The organism is Clostridium sp. YIM B02569 (assembly GCF_022320765.1).
Taxonomy (GTDB): domain Bacteria; phylum Bacillota; class Clostridia; order Clostridiales; family Clostridiaceae; genus Clostridium; species Clostridium beijerinckii.
Genome location: NZ_JAKJJX010000030.1, coordinates 1 through 18,539 on the forward strand (window position 1 = coordinate 1; position 18,539 = coordinate 18,539).

Sequence of the window (18,539 nt, forward strand, 5' to 3'; positions counted from 1 at the left end):
TGATAATAGAAGGCTTGAAGAAATATGTAGATCATGTGAATGGATGGACTATTGAACCTAAAAATTATGAAGGAATAAAGATAAATTGCGATAAAGAAAATGGAGATGGCTGGTTATTGTTAAGATTATCGCTGCATGAGCCTGTGCTGCCATTAAATATAGAATCAGATTCTGAAAACTCCATTAATAAAATATTAGAAAGATTAATGCCATTTTTAAGAAAATATGAAGATTTGAACTTAGATAACTTTAGCAATGCATTTTTTGGAGACAGTTAAAAAAATAGAAGATTATAAATCTAAGATAAATGAGATAAAAGAAATTTAACATATGTTTTAAGTATAAACCGATTTTAAATAATACTATATTGTGTGAAACTATTAAATTGTTAATAATCATAGGACAATGAAAATATAAATTGTCTTATGATTATTTGCATTATAAAATATATATAGATTAATATAAGTTTTTTGGAATTGGAGAGCGAAATGAATTATGTGTATATTGTAGAATGTTCAGATAGAACACTTTATACAGGATGGACAAATAACTTAAGAAAAAGAATCCAAATGCATTCGGATGGATGTGGAGCAAAGTATACAAGGGGAAGAGGGCCAGTTAAATTAGTATATCATGAAGTGTTTGAAAATAGAAAAGATGCAATGAAAAGAGAATATGAAATAAAAAAGTTAACAAGAAAAGATAAGTTAATATTAATAAGTACGTATAAAGCCGAAAATAGGTATGAATGAATGAGAAGAATTTATGCAACCGTTTTTATAAAGCGGCCTATAATTGAGTAAATGGTAATAAAATATAGAAAAGCCATCAAATTTAATCAAAAACAAAGGATAATATAATTTGTAAAAGTTTTCTTTGATTGATATACTTATATCATTAAGAAGTAGATTTACTTGAGAAAAGGTTAACAAATAGGGTCTGGATAGCTTGATATGCTAAAAAGACTGCATTTTTTTAAAACTTTCGCAATCGTTTGCGAAAGAAAGTGATTAACATACATGCTTAAATAAATTTTTTGGTATGTGTTATATAAATATATGTTTGGTATTCTTGAAAATCATTTAGAATGTTAAACAAAATTTTAATGGAGGGGTATTTAAATGAAAACAAAACAAATATTATCAACAATTTTAGCTTCTACATTATTGGCAGGTACTATGGTTGGATGTGGAAGCTCATCAGGAGCAAGTTCACAAAGTTCAAGCGATGCTGGAAGTGGAAAAACAATTAAAGTATATCAATTAAAGGTTGAAATTAATGATGCACTTCAAGAACTTGCTAAGAAATATGAAAAGGAAAAAGGTGTAAAAGTCGAAGTTACTTCAGTGGGCGGTGGAGCTGATTATGGCGCATCGTTAAAGGCAGAATTTCAAAAGGGTACGGAACCAGACATATTTATGATTCAAGGAGCTGGAGATTATGAAACTTGGAAACATAAAATTGATGATTTAAGCGATCAAGGCTGGGTTAAAAATGCTGTTAAAGGAACACTAGATACAGTAACTATCGACGGAAAAGTATATGGAATGCCAGCAGCAACAGAAGGGTATGGCTTGTTATATAATAAAGATATTTTGGACAAGGCTGGTATCGATCCCAAATCTCTAGATTCCTTTGATAAATTAAAAGCAGCGTTTGAGACATTAGATAGTAAAAAAGCGGAATTAGGACTTGATAATGTTGTTTCTTATACAACAAAGGAATTCTGGGTTACTGGTAACCATACATTTAATATACCACTTGCAACTCAAGATAATCCAGCTCAATTTACAAAGGACTATCTTGCAGGCAAAGCAGATATAGTTAATAATAAGCAATTTAATGAGTGGATGAACTTAGTTGAATTACTTTGTAAATATGGTGGAGGAAAGAGTCTAGATACTATAGATTATAGTACTCAAGTTGGTAACTTTGCACTTGGAAAGACTGCATTCTTACATCAAGGTAACTGGGTTGCTGGAGATTTACAAAAGCTAGAAGATCCAAATAAGAAGTTCCATATGGGATTTGCACCACTTGCAATTAATAATGATCCAAAAATGAGTGGATCTATTCCAGTAGGTGTTCCAATGTATTGGGTAGTAAATAAAGATTCTAAAATTAATAAAGAAGCTAAAGAATTCTTAGATTGGATGGTTACAAGTCAAACAGGTCAAGAGGCATTAGTTAAGGATATGAATATGATTCCAGCATTTACAAACTTTACAGTTGAAAGTGATAATGAATTAAATAAATCAATTTCTGAATATAACAAAGAAGGAAAGACTCTTCCTTGGGCATTCACTAATCTACCAGATGGATTTAACAAGAATAGCTTAGCGCCTTTATTCTCTAAATTTATTAATACAGATATGGGGCCACAAGCGAAGAAAGATATGTTACAAGGAATTCAAGATGCTACAAAAGCTAAATAATATTAGATAAGATTTATTCATGAGGGGATTAATACCTCCTCATGAATTTTGTATAAGTATTTTAAATTATAAGATAGAGCTAACTATTATTAAGAAAGGAGTAAGTGTATGAGTAAGAAATCACGAGATATTAAAGATTTTTGGATTTTTGTTGGACCAGCTTTATTTGCTATGACAATGGTTGTAATAATTCCATTTATAATAGGTATATATTATACATTTACAAATTGGAATGGTGCTAATCCTCATTATGATTTTGTTGGAATAAAAAATTATACAGGAATCTTTAAAGATGTACAATTTATATATTCTCTAAAGATAACAGTGTTATATACAATTGCGAGTGTAATAACTATAAATATAATAGGGTTTGGACTAGCGTATATAGTAACTAGAAAATTAAAAACTAGTAGTTTCTTAAGAACCGGATTCTTTATGCCAAACTTAATAGGAGGATTAATTTTAGGTTTTATATGGCAATTTATGTTTAATTCAGTATTTACAGGAGTTGGTAAAGCATTGGGAAGTGCAACACTTTCAACATCACTTTTACAAGCTCCAACTACGGCAATGCTAGCAATGCTAATCGTTTCGACATGGCAATATGCTGGATATATAATGGTTATTTATGTGGCAGCTCTTGAAAATGTTCCGACTGACTTAATAGAAGCAGCGCATATTGATGGAGCTAATGGGTGGCATACATTTAAAAATATAACAATACCTATGGTTAGACAAGCGGTCACAATTTGTTTATTCTTAACTTTAGCAAATTCATTTAAGTTATTTGATTTAAATTTTTCACTTACACCAATGAAAACCACTGAAATGTTAGCATTAAATATTTACAATGAAGCGTTTATTGTGAACAATATGGGAATAGGACAAGCAAAAGCTATTATATTCTTTGTACTAGTAACTACTATTTCTTTAACTCAAGTTTACTTTAATAAGAAAAAGGAGGTAGAGGTATAATGGAGCCAAGTAAAGTTGTTAATAACATAGAAAAAGTTAAAGTAAATAAAAAGCTAAAGACACTAGATAGTTATACTGGCAGATTAAAACTATTAGAAGTATTTTCATGGTTACTATTGATAGCATATATGACACCATTTTACTTGATGCTTATAAATTCATTTAAGACAAGAAGAGAGATTTTTTCAAACACAACTGGTCTTCCTGACACTTGGAATTTTCAGAATTATTTAGATGCTATGAAAAAAATGAGTATAATAAGTTCATTTGCAAATTCTATGATAATAACTATAGGAAGTGTGGTACTAATAATTCTTTTTTCATCAATGGCTTCATGGATGTTAGTAAGGGATCAGTCAAGAAAGAGTAAGATAATATTTTATATATTTACTTCGGGAATGATTGTTCCATTTCAAGCAGTAATGATACCACTTGTAAAATGGATGGCAAAAATCCAGTTGGGACCATTTCAAATGCTAGGAACACACTATGGGCTTATTTTTATGTACATAGGGTTTGGGGTTAGCATGAGCATATTCTTATATCATGGTTTCATTAAAGGAGTACCGAAAGAAGTCGAAGAAGCGGCAACTATAGATGGATGCAGTAAATGGCAGACATATATGAAAATTCTATTGCCATTATTAAAGCCAATTACTGTTACAGTTGCAGTTTTAAATAGCATATGGATATGGAATGACTTTTTGCTACCATTTTTAACTATAAACGGAAAGATAAATACTATACCATTAGCTATGAACAATTTCTTCGGAGCATTTTCAAAACAATGGGAATTAGCAATGGCAGCATTAATTTTAGCAATAATTCCAATAATCATATTCTATTTCTTTGTTCAAAAGCATATCATTGCAGGTATTGTTCAAGGATCTATAAAATAGTCATTAAGAGAGCGTATATTGGCTATGGTTACTATATTCTTATTAATGTAGATTAATATGTTTCTTTGCGCAAGCGGTTGCTTTAAGCATGAAGAAAATAGAGATTAGTTATAGAAATAAATTTAAAACAAACGTTGGAAATTAGGAGGAATATATGAATAGAAGTAGTGGTATAATAATGCACATTGCTTCTCTGCCAGGAAAGTATGGAATAGGGACATTTGGTAAAGAAGCATATAAATTTGGAGATTTTCTAAAAAAGGCGGGTCAGAAGTATTGGCAGATACTGCCGCTAGGGCCTACAAGTTTTGGAGATTCACCATATCAATCTTTCTCGGCATTTGCTGGGAATCCATATTTTATAGATTTTGATATTTTAAGACAGGATGGATTTTTAGATGAGAGCGATTATTATTCAGTGAACTTTGGGGAAAGTTCAGAGGATATAGATTATGGTTTGATTTTTAAAGAAAAATTAAGGGTATTAAAAATAACATACGAAAAATTTAAATTAAGACAAGATAAGGATTTAATTAAATTTCAAGAAGCTGAGGCCTATTGGCTTGATGATTATGCATTGTATATGTCAGTAAAAAAACATTTTGATTTGAAGAGCTGGTATGAATGGGATGAAGACATTAGGTTAAGAAAACCAGAGGCAATAAATAGGTATAAAATCTTATTAGAAGATGAAATAGGATTTTGGAAGTTTTTGCAATATGAGTTCTATAAACAATGGAATAATTTAAAAGCCTATATTAATAATTTGGGAATTGAAATAATAGGAGATATGCCTATATATGTGGCAGAGGACAGTGCTGATGTATGGGGGAATCCTGAAGCATTCTTACTTAATAAAAATACACTAAAACCATTAAAAGTTGCTGGATGTCCACCGGATATATTTGCTTCCACAGGACAATTATGGGGAAATCCAATCTATGATTGGTGCTATATGGGGAAAACGGACTATAAATGGTGGGTTGATCGCATAAGACAAAGTTTGAACTTATATGATGTACTTAGAATAGATCATTTTAAAGGATTTGAATCATATTGGTCTATTCCTTATGGAGATCTAACAGCAGAAAATGGTGAATGGGTTAAAGGCCCTGGAATAAAAGTTTTCAATGCAATTAAAGATGAGCTTGGTGAAGTTAACATAATTGCAGAAGATCTAGGTACACTTACTGAAGAAACAATAAAGCTTAGAAATGATACAGGGTTTCCTGGAATGAAGATATTGACATTTGGATTTGATTCAGATAGCTCAAATCCTTTTTTACCTCATAACTATGAAAAGAACTTTATAGTTTATACTGGTACACATGATAATGATACTGTAAGAGGATGGATTGAAAAAACAGCACCTAAAGAAGAAGTTCAAAGAGCAATAACGTATTTAGGTCTAAATAAAGAAGAGGGGTATAACTGGGGATTTATTAGGGGTGCTTGGAGCAGTATCGCGAATATTTCCATGGCACAAATGCAAGATTTCTTGGATTTGGGAAATGAAGCCAGAATTAACTTGCCTTCAACATTGGGGAATAATTGGCGTTGGAGAGTGAGGAAAGATGCATTGACAGATCAATTAGCAGAAAAAATTCATCAGATCACTAGAACTTATGGAAGGTGTGATAATTAGGAGGTACTATAGCAAAAGTAAAGGATAATGATAATTTATATGAAAGATAATCTCTGCAATAATATATACTCATTAATTATGGTGGAGATTAGCTACATATCTACTTGTTAATTAGATGTGTGCTTAAGTTTATACTTCACAGTAATAGAAAGAAAGATTATTTGATTGTTGTTTAATAAAACCAGATATATGGCAATTGTAACATTATTTTAAGTATGTTAATATTAAAATTATTAGAGGAAAATAGTTATAAAGCGTGACATATATAAGTTTTTACTGTCATTAAGCGATTATTCCTAAAAAGATAGTATATTAGAATGTGATTAAGATGTTTTTATGTTAGTAAACTTTATAAGTAATTTATTATTGAGAATAGGAGTAAGTTATGAAAGTTACAATAAAGGAAGTAGCAAGAGAAGCGAATGTATCTCCATCAACTGTATCGAGAGTTATATCAGATAGTTCACAGATAAGTGAAGAAACTAAGGAAAGAGTTAGAGATGCGATAAAGAGATTGAAATACAAGCCAAATGCGATAGCTAGGAGCCTGGCAAATAAGAAAAGCAGAATATTAGGTGTGGTTTTACCTAATGAAGCTCAAGACTTGATAACTAATACGTTTTTTATTCAAGCTATGAAGGGAATGAGCAAATACGCTCAAAACAAAAAGTATTATATTACATATGCATTTAGTGAGGATGAAAAAGCTGAATTGGAATATATAAATAATTTCATAACAAGTAACTTAGTTGATGGAATATGCTTATTACGTGCAAGAACTGATGATAGAAGTATTAAATATCTTAAGGAAACACAATTCCCATTTGTAGTAATAGGAAGGCCCGAAGAATCAGAAAATTTGCTATGGGTTGATAATGACAATTTTCAGGCTACTTACAATTTAGTAAATGAACTTGTAAAGAAGGGGCATAAATCTATTGCTTTTCTAGGCGCAAAGAAGGAATGGAATGTTACAAAAGATAGATTTAAAGGATTCAAAGTTGCATGCGAAATTAACGGAATTTCAATACAGGATAAAAATTTTGCGATTATGGATGATTTTAATGAACAGGAAGGAATAGATGGAACAATTAAATTGTTAGAAATTATTACTCCTACAGCCATAATAGCAGAGGATGATGTACTAGCATTTGGTACGCTTAAGGTACTCAATGACAGAAAAATTAAAAATATAGATGTAGTGGGATTTAATAATAGTCCATTAGCGGAGCTTCAAATACCATCATTATCATCAGTTGACATTAAATCTGAAGAACTAGGGTATTATGCTACAAAAATTTTAATAGATTTTCTAGAAAATAATGATACGGCGATAAATCACTATATTATAGATACTAAGTTAGTAAAAAGAGAATCGTTTAAGTAACAAAATGTGGTATTTAAATTTAGTATGTGTTCATATGGTTGCAGGTAATTGATGAGAGTTAAAACTTTATCAGCACTTATTGGGTTTCATTAAATATTAGAAATACATTTTAAATAAAAGAATTATTTTATGAACAAATATTGTTTGGATTTAGATGGAGTATTACATATAAAATATAGAATCAAAATGTATAATATGTTAGCATTTGTATAAAGATAACTCAAAACTAAAAGGTTAGGTGTCTATATATGAATGATAAAAACTCTAGGATCAGCCATGGAGAAACATACATAGGAGATAAGAAGAAAAAAAGTAATTATTTTAAATATATAACTTTTATATTGGTAACTATATTAGTATTAACTAGTTCTTTAATCTATTTAAGGTATAGAGAAGGATTAAGCAATAAAAAAAATACAGCTAACTATAAAGTAAATGGAGAAACTGATAAGTCAATTGATGATAATTATAAAACTAATCAACTCAAAGAACCAATAAAGAAAACGATTGTTATTTCTTTTGCAGGGGACTTCACTTTAGGGACTGACACTAAATTCCCTTATGATGGTAGCCTACCAGCAGCGTTTATAGGCAGTGGAAAGAATTATTCTTATTTTATGCAAAATGTATCGAGCGTATTTAGTAAAGATGACTATACATTAGTGAATTTAGAAACTACATTTACAGATTCCAAAGATAAAGCACATAAAGATGGAGAAGTATTTTATAATTTTAAAGGACCTAAGGAATACGTTAACATTCTTACTAGTGGATCAATAGAAGGTGTTGCGATAGCAAATAATCATATCTATGATTATGGAAAGCAAGGGATAAATGATACGATTAATACTTTAAAAGAAAAGAATATTGATATATGTGGTGAAGGATATAAAATCTTAAAGGATATTCAAGGAATAAAATTTGGATTTTTAGGGTATACAGGTTGGGAATATTCTAATAATTTAAAATCTAAAATAATAAGCGATATTAGTGAGTTAAGAAAGCAGGGAGCAGAAGTTGTCATTCCATACTTTCATTGGGGAGTAGAGAGAAAATATGAACCAGATGATGTTCAAAAAAGTTTAGCTAGATTTTCTATAGATAATGGAGCTGATGCAGTTATTGGTTCTCATCCACATGTAATTGAAAGTATGGAAGATTATAAGGGGAAATTTATAGCATATTCTATGGGAAACTTTTGCTTCGGAGGAAATTCCAATCCATCAGATAAAAGAACTTTCATACTTCAAATTAAAGTTAATATTGAAGATGATAAATTATCTAGTCTTGAGTATAAAGTAATTCCAGCAATGATTTCTTCAAGAAATGATAAAAATGATTATATTCCAACTTTAGCAGGTGGTGAGAATAGGACTGAAATATTAGGGAAATTAAATGAATTATCGCCGACGCTAAATGGGAATATTAACGATGAGTTTTTTAAAATTAAATAGAGTTTTTATTGTCAATAAATATAAAAGGCTGCCTTGAAATAATTACTTCGAAGCAGCCTTTATGTTAAGTGGAATTATTTATAATATGTCTTTAGCCATATTATTGTTACAGAATTGAAAGGTAAATGTAAGGTTTATCAATATAAGAATAATTAAACTTAGGTTATTATATAAGTGATATGACAGGAACTGATTTATATTAAGGTTTTATTTAAGGAAAAATTAATGTTTTGTTAAGGGTTATGTTAAAGCATTAATGATATACTGATGAATATTAGATTGATAAAGTTACATAAATTCAATATAATGGAATTTTGCAAGGGTAGTGTAAGAATTAATAGTGCTTAATGAGTAACTTATATATGACAATGTTAGTTAATTACTATTACATTGATAAAAAGGCTGTTAAGAATAGGGGGAAGTTTTAAAAATGCCGAAATTAGATATGAAAAAGTTAAAACCTAAGGGCATAAGTCTTAAGGGGATGAAACTAAAAAAGAAGCCAAGCAAAAAAGTAATATTAATATGTACAATATTTATAATAGTCGGAGCTATTATAATAGGAAAGTTTGTTATGCCTAAGTCAGCTCCACAAGTAAAGTGTACAGTTCTTTCTAAGGGGAAGATTGTAAATAGTGTTAATGTTTTGGGAGAAATAAAAAGTAAAGAATCGACTAACATATACAGTACCTTAAACAATCCAGTTCAAGAGATAAAAGTAAAAGAGGGAGATAAGGTTGAAGCAGGAGATGTTCTAGCGGTACTAGATTCAAATGGATTAGAAAAAGATATTGAACAGGCTACAGCTACAGCAGATGCAACTGAAGCTAATGCTAAGACACAGCTTGATTCAGCTCAAAAGGAATATAATGATGAATTGAATTTATATAATAACAATTCAAATGCAGATATTAAAAATGCAGAAGAAACACTAAGTTTAGCACAAATTACTCTTGATGATAAAGCGAAAATATATGATAAGAATAAAGCCTTATTTAACGCTCAAGCAATTTCTGAGAGCGACTTAAATAAGATAAAGATAGATTATGACACTGCTAAATCAGATTATGAGAAGGCAAAAACAGCTCTTGAAAATGCTAAGGTTAAAGTTGACCAAGCTCTTAATAAGGTTAAAAGTGACTATGAAACAGCACAAACAAACTATAATAATAAAAGCCAGAGAATTGCGATTGAGAAGCAAAAACAGCAGCTAGATGATTGCACTATTAAGGCTACAAGTGATGGGATAGTTACAAATGTAAATGCTGTTGTTGGAAATTCAGGAAATGGAGTTTTATTTCAGATCGAAAATTTAGATAATATAGAAATAACTGTGCCAATTAAGGAAGTCGACATAGCTAATGTTAAAGTAGGACAGAGAGCAGAAATAAAAACAGATGCAACAGGGGATGAAACCTTTGCAGGAGAAGTGGAAAGTGTTAGTCCAGCTGCTAAAAAGGGAGGGGGATCTGTACCTCAAGCACAATCTGAAAATTCACAAAGTCAGTCTCAAGGAGCAAGCTCAGATGCAGGTTTTGAGGCAAAAATTAAAGTGGATGATACAAATGAGAATATGAAGGTAGGAATGAGTGCAAGGATAAATATTATTACAAATGAAAAATCTGATATTTATACAGTTGCATCTAATAGCATAGTTGAAAGTGGAGATACGAAAAGTATATATGTTGCAGAAAAAAGTAGTGAAAAACCAAATGAATATATAATTAAAGAGTTACCAGTAGATACAGGACTTGAATCTGATTTCAGTGTAGAAATATCAGGTGAAGGAATATCAGATGGAATTATCATAATTGATGACCCTTCAACTCATAAAGTTGGAGAAAAAATTCGAATAAGTGGAAGGTGAGTTTTTTGAATGATAATATAATAGAAATGAGAAACATCGTAAAAAGCTTTTATATTGGAACTCCCAATCAATTAGATATTCTCAAAAATATAGATATAACAATAAAAGAGGGCGAATTTGTATCAATAGTTGGCGCGTCAGGATCGGGAAAAAGTACTTTAATGAATATTATAGGAGCACTTGATAGGCCAACGTCCGGAACATATATTTTAAGTGGAACAAATGTTGGTGAAAAAACAGATAATGGATTATCAGAAGTTAGAAATAAAAAAATAGGATTTGTATTTCAAACTTATAACTTAATACCGAGGAGTTCAGCTTTGAAAAATGTTGAGTTACCAATGCTTTATTATGGAATGGGAAAGCAGGAGAGAAAAGAACGAGCAGAAAAGCTTCTCGAACTTGTTGGAATGGAAGATAGAATGAAGCATCTTCCAAATGAGCTATCAGGTGGACAGAAACAGAGAGTGGCAATTGCACGTGCACTTGCAAATGATCCAAGTATAATACTTGCTGATGAACCAACAGGAGCACTTGATTCATCAACTGGTAGGCTAGTTATGGATTTATTTCACAAGGTACATGAAATGGAGAAGAAGACAATTGTTTTTATAACTCATAATTATGAACTTGCAGGAGAAACAGAGAGAATCATAACATTGAAGGATGGGAAAATAGTATCAGAAGAACATAACGACAAATATACTAGAAGGTTTCAAAATGGTGAAAAGTTATGTTTATAAAAGAGAATATAGCACTTGCGATAGCAGGTATAAAATCAAGCAAAATACGTTCGTTATTAACTATGCTCGGAATTATAATAGGAATATCATCTGTTATAGGGATTGTTTCGATTGGAAGTGCAATTACATCCACCGTATCATCTCAAATGGATAAAATGGGTGCAAATAATATAGATATTGGTATAGCGGTAAAAAAAGAAGACGGAACTGCTAGTGGGAATGGGACTAGTAAACAGCCAGAAGATAGTGATCTTATAACAATGGAACAGATAAATTCATTTAATGAAGTATTTAAAGATAAAATTAATAGTATAAGTGTACAGGAACAATTAGGACAAGGAAAAGTAAAAGACGGATATTCTTATGCAAATGTAAGCACCACAGGAGTAAATGAAGGATACAAACAGGTTAAAAACTTGAAACTAATTAGTGGAAGATTTATCACCGATAGGGATGTTAAAGCAAATTCTAAAGTCGCTATAGTTTCTGATAAGCTTGTTAATAATATCTTTAAGGGAAGAACTGATCCGTTAGGTAAAGAAATTAAAGTCTATGCAAATGATGATATTCAGACATATGTTATAGCAGGTGTATATCAATATGAAAATTCATCATTATTTGGAATGGGTGAAGGTTCTACATCAGAAAAGGACAGAAGAACTTCTTTATATATCCCTATAACAACTGAAAAAGCACTACAAAAAAATAAAAACTTTGAGTATTTTACTGTAGTCCCTAAAATGGGGATAGACAAAGGGAAATTAGTTAGCGATATGCAAAAGTATGGGAATAAGATGTACAAGAATAATAAGAATTGGACATTAATGGTTCAGAATAATGAAGCTGATGCGGCAGAAATAACATCAGTGCTTGGTATGATATCTATGGGGATATCTGTAATTGCAGCTATAGCATTACTTGTAGGAGGAATAGGAGTAATGAATATAATGCTCGTATCTGTTACAGAGAGAACAAGAGAGATAGGAACAAGAAAGGCTCTCGGTGCTAAAAGTAGTCACATAAAGATGCAATTTATAATTGAATCAGTTATAATATGCACCATTGGTGGAACAATTGGTATAATACTTGGAATTGGGATGGGAATAATTGCATGTATAGTATTAAAATCACCAATATCGATATCTATTCCAACAATTTTAATAAGCTTTACTTTTTCAATGGCGATTGGTGTGTTCTTTGGATATTATCCAGCTAAAAAAGCGGCTAGCCTTGATCCGATTGAAGCCTTAAGATATGAGTAAGCAGTATGAAAAAGTAGTAGATAAAAAATAAAACACATATATCCTAAAGAAGTTTAATTCATCGAAGTTCACCTTAAACTAGTGAATAGTAAAAATTATATATTCTATAAAGAATGAATTGTATTATTTAAAATGTATATGCAAAATATGATTAGTGTTATGAAGGTTAAATTTGTGAAGATAGATATTTTATTAAGAGTTAAAATATCTATCTGTTTTTTTATTTAGAAGAAGTCTTAAGGTAGGAATGAAACTTTCATAATTTAATTACATAGAAAGTCGATATTTTTACTAATAATTGTTGACAAGTTTCTGTAACTATGTATAATTAGTATTAACAAAAAAATATCTGGATAAGTTAATCTTATTAAGAGCGGTGGAGGGACTGGCCCTTTGAAGCCCGGCAACCTGAAAGATTTTATATATAAATTTTTTCGTTGGTGCTAAATCCTGCAAGAGAATATCTTGAAAAATGAGAGGAATTAAGTTTTTGTAGAACTTATAATATGACTATAAAGTCACTTCTTGTTTTGGAAGTGGCTTTTTTTATTAATATTATCTCTGGTATTAGCAATAAGTAATTCATTAAGCAAAGCAAATTTAAGGAGGCAAAATAATGACTTTAAAAAAATCTTTTGAAACAATTGCAGTCAGTGGAGTATCAGGTGGAGATAAAGAAACAGGTGCTATAAGTTTTCCAATATATCAGTCTGCCACATTTAAACATCATGGCCTTAATAATAGCACAGGATATGATTATGCAAGAGCTCAAAATCCAACTAGAGAAGAAGCTGAAAAAACATTAGCTGTTTTAGAAGGCGGAAAATCAGCGATAGGGTTTTCTTCAGGAGTTGCAGCAATTACAGCCTGTATACATTTATTTAAGTCTGGAGATCATATAATCTTATCTGATGATTTATATGGTGGGACATATAGATTGTTTGATGATATTTTTAGGGATTTTGGATTAGAAGCTACCTTCGTTGATACTACAATTACTAAAAATATATTGAATTCTATAAAAGAAAATACAAAGGCAATACTTATAGAAACTCCATCTAACCCTATGATGAAGGTAACAGATATAAGAGCAGTTGCAGAAATAACAAAAACAAATAATTTACTGTTAATTGTGGATAATACTTTCTTAACTCCGTACTATCAAAGACCACTAGAACTAGGAGCAGATTTAGTTGTTCACAGTGGAACAAAGTTTTTAGGTGGGCATCATGATTTACTTGCAGGGTTCATAGTAGCAAATGATGAAGAAATATTAGAAAAATTAAGAAGAATTCACATGTCAACAGGAGCAACTTTATCTCCCTTTGATTCATGGTTAATTTTAAGGGGTATAAAGACTTTACATATAAGGTTGGAAAGGTCACAAGAGAATACACTTAAGATAGCTAAGTTTTTAGAAGGTAATCCTAAAGTAGAAAAGGTGTATTACGTAGGTCTAGAAGGTTTTGAAGGCTATGAATTAAATAAGAAACAATCGACAGGTTTTGGAGCAACATTATCTTTTAGAGTAAAAGAAAAAGAATTAGTTGCCAAGATTTTAGAAAGAGTTAAAGTAATAAGATTTGCAGAGAGCCTAGGGGGAGTAGAGACATTAATAACATATCCATTTACTCAAACACATTCAGAGATACCGGAAGAAATTAAGCAAAGACTTGGAGTAGATGAATATCTGCTTAGATTATCAGTAGGAATAGAGAATATAGAAGATTTGCTAAAGGATTTAGAAAATGCTATAGGAAAATAAAATTTATAATTAAAATAGAATGGGGCGTTAAATATGAATTTTGGAACTAAATTAATACATGCAAGTGGGGATATAGATCCGACAACTGGATCAGTAAGCACTCCAATATATCAGACATCAACATTTCACCAATTTGATATAGAAAACTTCGGAAAATACGATTATGCAAGATCAGGTAATCCAACCAGAGATGTGGTAGAGAAATTAATTGCAGAACTTGAAGGTGGCGAGTGCGGATTTGCATTTGCATCAGGAATGGCAGCTATTTGCTCTGTACTATCAATATTCTCTTCAGGAGATCATATTATAATATGTGGAGATGTATATGGGGGAACATATAGAGCTACTACAAAATTATTCTCGAGATTCAATATAGAATTCACTTTTGTAGATGCATCAAATATTGAAGAGATAGAAAAAGCATTTAAAGAAAATACTAAAGGGCTTTATTTAGAGACACCTTCAAATCCGCTGCTAAAAGTTATAGATTTAAGAACAGCTAGCAAATTAGCTAAAGAAAATGGAGCAATAACTATAGTGGATAATACATTTATGTCACCATACCTGCAAAGACCTATTGAACTAGGAGTAGATATTGTTGTTCACAGTGCAACTAAGTTTCTTGGAGGACATAGCGATGTTATAGCAGGTCTTGTTGTAACTAAAACAAAGGAATTAGGAGATAGAGTTTATCAAATACAAAATACTTTTGGGGCAGTACTTGGACCACAAGACTCGTGGCTTTTGGTTAGAGGTATCAAAACATTAAAAGTTAGACTAGATGCACTTCAAAAAAGTGCTCAAAAGCTAGCAGAATGGCTTGAATCAAGAGAAGAAGTTGAAAAGGTATATTATCTTGGATTACCTTCTATGGAGGGAAGAGAACTACATTTAGAACAAGCCGATGGAGCAGGTGCTGTATTATCATTTAAATTCAAAACATTTGAAAGAACAAAAATATTTTTAAATAATGTAAAGAATGTAGCGGTAGCTGTTAGCTTGGGTAGTGTTGAAACTATAGTTTCATATCCAGCTAAGATGAGTCATGCTTCAATTCCCAAAGAAGAAAGAGAAGAGCTTGGAATAACAGATACATTGATAAGAGTATCCGTAGGGTTAGAAGATATAGATGATTTAATAGAGTCATTTAGAGAAGCAATGGAGAAATAAAAAATTACAGAGATAAGTTATATATAAAAGTTTATGAAAAAGGGTGATTTATATAATCATCCTTTTTTCATGCTTCTGATTAGAGGAATAATTCGATTAAATTTGGTGAAATGAAAGAAATAGAATTAATCGAGATATTATAATTTAAAAAATATCCTTTATGTAAGCAAGTGATTAGATAAGTGTTATTTTAATTTTTTTAATATATTTATAAGGTTTATTATGGAATCATCTAACGTAATTACTTCATCATCAGAAAGAGAAGAAATTTTTTCAGAGAAAGAGCTGCAGATGGCATTACGAAGAGAATTCAGTAAATCATAAGCTTTTTGTGTTAGTTCAACTCTAAGAATCCTTCTATCATTAGGATCTGGATATCTATTAACTAGTTCATAATTAATGAGGTTTTCTATAATTGGAGTCATATTAGATTTTGATATACCTATATTATCTGCTATTTGAGAAATAGGAGATGAATTACTGTGAAAAAGATAGAATATAACTCTGGCGTGTGAAGGAGGAATAGAAAAATCAGAGCAGCATTGTTTATTATTTTCATATAATGATTGAAAAATTTTAGATATATCTTGTACTTTGAATATATTACTTTGAATAATCCATAAAAAGTTAATTAAGGAATCTGCAACTTTAAATAAATTTTCTTTTTCCATATTAAAACAAATCCTTCCTGAGGTGGTATATTAGTAAATTATAAACTATTGATAAATTGAAGACAATAGATAAGGATTATTGTAATATTTAATATACTTAATAGGTTAAAAACACTTACTAAGTATATTTTTTTGTTTTGTAAAGATAATAAAAGTATGCTTTCTTTTCGATCATTTTAGGCTATAACCATGTATTTTCAACAGTTTAACATTAACTTTAAATTTGTCATTGAAAACGTAACTCAAATTTGAAGTTGTTTAAATTGAAAAGGTATTCTTCATAGTTTAAGATAGTAAATGAAAGAACTAATAATAAATTATATAAATAAAAATAGATGGAGGTTTTATTATGGAAACTAACAAATCGTCTCTTAAAGGAAGCGTGCAAAGATTAGGTAGTTTTTTAAGCGGTATGGTATTACCTAACATTGGTGCATTTATTGCTTGGGGGTTAATTACAGCTTTATTCATTCCAACAGGATGGATTCCAAATGAATATTTCGGTAAAATGGTAGGCCCTATGTTAAGTTACTTATTACCATTACTTATTGGATATACAGGTGGTAAGATGGTATATGGTCAAAGAGGAGCAGTAGTTGGTGCAATAGCAACAACAGGAGTTGTAATTGGTGCTTCTATCCCAATGTTCTTAGGAGCAATGATCATGGGACCATTCGGTGGATTTGTAATTAAAAAAGTTGACCAATTCCTAGAAGGAAAAGTTCCAACAGGTTTTGAAATGCTTGTTAATAACTTCTCATCTGGAATTTTTGGAGGAATCGTAGCACTTATAGGTTATACTTGTATTGAACCAGTAGTTACAGCTTTTTCAAACACATTAGGAAGTTTAGCTACTATAGTTACAAATATGGGACTTTTACCTCTAATAGATATATTCATTGAACCAGCTAAAGTATTATTCTTGAATAATGCAATTAATCATGGAATATTATCTCCACTTGGAATACAACAAGCACAAGAAGTTGGTAAATCAATATTCTTTTTACTTGAAGCAAATCCAGGTCCAGGTCTTGGTATACTTTTAGCTTACACTTTCTATGGTAAAGGAAATGCAAAACAATCAGCTCCAGGAGCTATAATAATTCACTTCCTTGGAGGAATACATGAAATATATTTCCCTTACATTTTAATGAAACCAGCATTAATATTAGCAGCAATAGCTGGTGGAATATGTGCAGATTTAACTTTTGTATTAACTCATGCTGGACTTGCAGCACCAGCTTCACCAGGTAGTATATTTGCAGTACTTGCTATGACACCAAAAGGTAGCTATGTATCTGTTTTAGCAGGAGTTGTTGTAGGTGCAATTGTATCGTTCTTAGTTGGTTCAATAATTCTTAAGGCATCAAAAGATAATGGAGAACAAGACATTGATGAAGCTCAAGCTAAGATGAAAGATATGAAAGCAGAAAGTAAAGGCGCAAAAGCTTCAGAAACTGCAGTTAATGTATCAAAAGCTGATGTTAAATTAATAGTTTTTGCTTGTGATGCAGGTATGGGATCTTCTGCAATGGGAGAATCTATTCTTAAAAAGGCATTAAAGGATGCTGGAATCACTGATGTTGGAGTTAAGCATTCATCAGTTGATAGCATTCCACAAGAAGCAGATGTTGTATTCACTCAAGAAAACTTAGTTGAAAGAGCAAGAAAATCAGCTAGAACTGCTAATATAATTACAGTTAAAAACTTCTTAGATCGTTCTAAGTATGATGAGTTTATTAACACATTAAAATAATAAAAGACTATTAACTAGAGTAGATTTTAGTAATATAACTTACAGGCATTGGTAAACGGACTGATTTACCAATGCCATTTTTTAATTTGATAAATATTAGAGATGAGAGTGGATGAAGTCAAACTTTAAATTTGTCATTAGAAATGTATCACAGTTTTGAACTTGTTTGAATTGAAAGGATGTTTCATATAGAGTAATATATATATTGAAAGAAGCAATAATTTATAGTAATTAAATAGGAGGTTTTATTATATAAAACTTTATTTAGACAAAGTGACTTCCAGCTTGAACTTTGGATAAACTGGTAGATCTGATGATAACGTTTATGATACAACGGGTTATTAACTTTAAATTAGCAGTTTTATTTAAGATGTGTGTATTGGATCTTCTTTAATAGGAAAATCTATTTTTAAAAGAATTTAAGAAATTCAAAATCTAATGACATCTGAAGATTCTACTTCAAGTTAAAATTAATTGTTATAGATATGATCAGTCTATCAATATATACAA

Annotated in this window: 14 protein-coding genes, 1 pseudogene and 1 riboswitch; of the genes and pseudogenes, 14 read left to right on the forward strand and 1 reads right to left on the reverse strand. The window is 30.6% G+C overall.

Annotated features, from left to right (window positions below; genetic code table 11):
* The 13 genes and pseudogenes from L3B96_RS22370 to L3B96_RS22430 all read left to right on the forward strand — a co-directional run.
* A pseudogene (locus L3B96_RS22370) lies at window positions 1-278 on the forward strand (phosphomannomutase/phosphoglucomutase); the annotation flags it as partial.
* A gap of 210 nt (window positions 279-488) precedes the next feature.
* Window positions 489-752, forward strand: coding sequence for a GIY-YIG nuclease family protein (locus L3B96_RS22375; protein WP_017209788.1), 264 nt, complete (start codon window positions 489-491; stop codon window positions 750-752).
* Window positions 753-1,121: 369 nt separating this feature from the next.
* Window positions 1,122-2,435 carry an ABC transporter substrate-binding protein gene (locus L3B96_RS22380; RefSeq protein WP_017209787.1) on the forward strand — a complete coding sequence of 438 codons (1,314 nt, stop codon included), beginning with the start codon at window positions 1,122-1,124 and terminating at the stop codon, window positions 2,433-2,435.
* A 108-nt stretch (window positions 2,436-2,543) separates the two neighbouring features.
* Window positions 2,544-3,410, forward strand: a complete 867-nt coding sequence (locus L3B96_RS22385; RefSeq protein WP_017209786.1) for a sugar ABC transporter permease — start codon at window positions 2,544-2,546, stop codon at window positions 3,408-3,410.
* Window positions 3,410-4,309, forward strand: coding sequence for a carbohydrate ABC transporter permease (locus L3B96_RS22390; protein WP_039772678.1), 900 nt, complete (start codon window positions 3,410-3,412; stop codon window positions 4,307-4,309). Before L3B96_RS22385 ends, L3B96_RS22390 begins: the two co-directional genes overlap by 1 nt.
* Before the next feature lie 154 nt (window positions 4,310-4,463).
* The gene (gene malQ, locus L3B96_RS22395; RefSeq protein ID WP_238948624.1) at window positions 4,464-5,954 is read left to right on the forward strand and encodes a 4-alpha-glucanotransferase; all 1,491 of its coding nucleotides are present in this window, start codon (window positions 4,464-4,466) and stop codon (window positions 5,952-5,954) included.
* Between the two features lie 385 nt (window positions 5,955-6,339).
* Window positions 6,340-7,341: a LacI family DNA-binding transcriptional regulator gene (locus L3B96_RS22400; protein ID WP_238948625.1), complete on the forward strand. Its 1,002-nt coding sequence runs from the start codon at window positions 6,340-6,342 to the stop codon at window positions 7,339-7,341.
* Window positions 7,342-7,589: 248 nt separating this feature from the next.
* On the forward strand, window positions 7,590-8,795 hold the full coding sequence (locus L3B96_RS22405; RefSeq protein WP_238948626.1) for a CapA family protein: 1,206 nt from the start codon (window positions 7,590-7,592) through the stop codon (window positions 8,793-8,795).
* 430 nt (window positions 8,796-9,225) lie between these two features.
* Window positions 9,226-10,662, forward strand: a complete 1,437-nt coding sequence (locus L3B96_RS22410) for an efflux RND transporter periplasmic adaptor subunit (RefSeq protein WP_238948627.1) — start codon at window positions 9,226-9,228, stop codon at window positions 10,660-10,662.
* A 5-nt stretch (window positions 10,663-10,667) separates the two neighbouring features.
* Complete coding sequence (locus L3B96_RS22415) at window positions 10,668-11,405, forward strand: ABC transporter ATP-binding protein (protein WP_275297320.1); 738 nt, start codon at window positions 10,668-10,670, stop codon at window positions 11,403-11,405.
* Window positions 11,396-12,667 carry an ABC transporter permease gene (locus tag L3B96_RS22420; protein ID WP_238948628.1) on the forward strand — a complete coding sequence of 424 codons (1,272 nt, stop codon included), beginning with the start codon at window positions 11,396-11,398 and terminating at the stop codon, window positions 12,665-12,667. The genes L3B96_RS22415 and L3B96_RS22420 overlap by 10 nt, the downstream gene beginning before the upstream one ends.
* Before the next feature lie 361 nt (window positions 12,668-13,028).
* Window positions 13,029-13,146: riboswitch (SAM riboswitch) on the forward strand.
* 137 nt (window positions 13,147-13,283) lie between these two features.
* Window positions 13,284-14,432, forward strand: a complete 1,149-nt coding sequence (locus L3B96_RS22425) for a PLP-dependent aspartate aminotransferase family protein (protein WP_238948629.1) — start codon at window positions 13,284-13,286, stop codon at window positions 14,430-14,432.
* A gap of 33 nt (window positions 14,433-14,465) precedes the next feature.
* Window positions 14,466-15,602: a PLP-dependent aspartate aminotransferase family protein gene (locus tag L3B96_RS22430; RefSeq protein WP_077303830.1), complete on the forward strand. Its 1,137-nt coding sequence runs from the start codon at window positions 14,466-14,468 to the stop codon at window positions 15,600-15,602.
* A gap of 185 nt (window positions 15,603-15,787) precedes the next feature.
* Here the strand turns inward: L3B96_RS22430 and L3B96_RS22435 are convergent, their stop codons facing one another.
* Complete coding sequence (locus L3B96_RS22435) at window positions 15,788-16,273, reverse strand: MarR family transcriptional regulator (RefSeq protein ID WP_238948630.1); 486 nt, start codon at window positions 16,271-16,273, stop codon at window positions 15,788-15,790.
* A 349-nt stretch (window positions 16,274-16,622) separates the two neighbouring features.
* Here L3B96_RS22435 and L3B96_RS22440 point away from each other — a divergent pair, with 349 nt between their 5' ends.
* Entirely contained in the window at window positions 16,623-18,029 is a 1,407-nt protein-coding gene (locus L3B96_RS22440) for a PTS mannitol transporter subunit IICB (protein ID WP_238948631.1), read from the forward strand.
* Window positions 18,030-18,539: the final 510 nt, after the last annotated feature.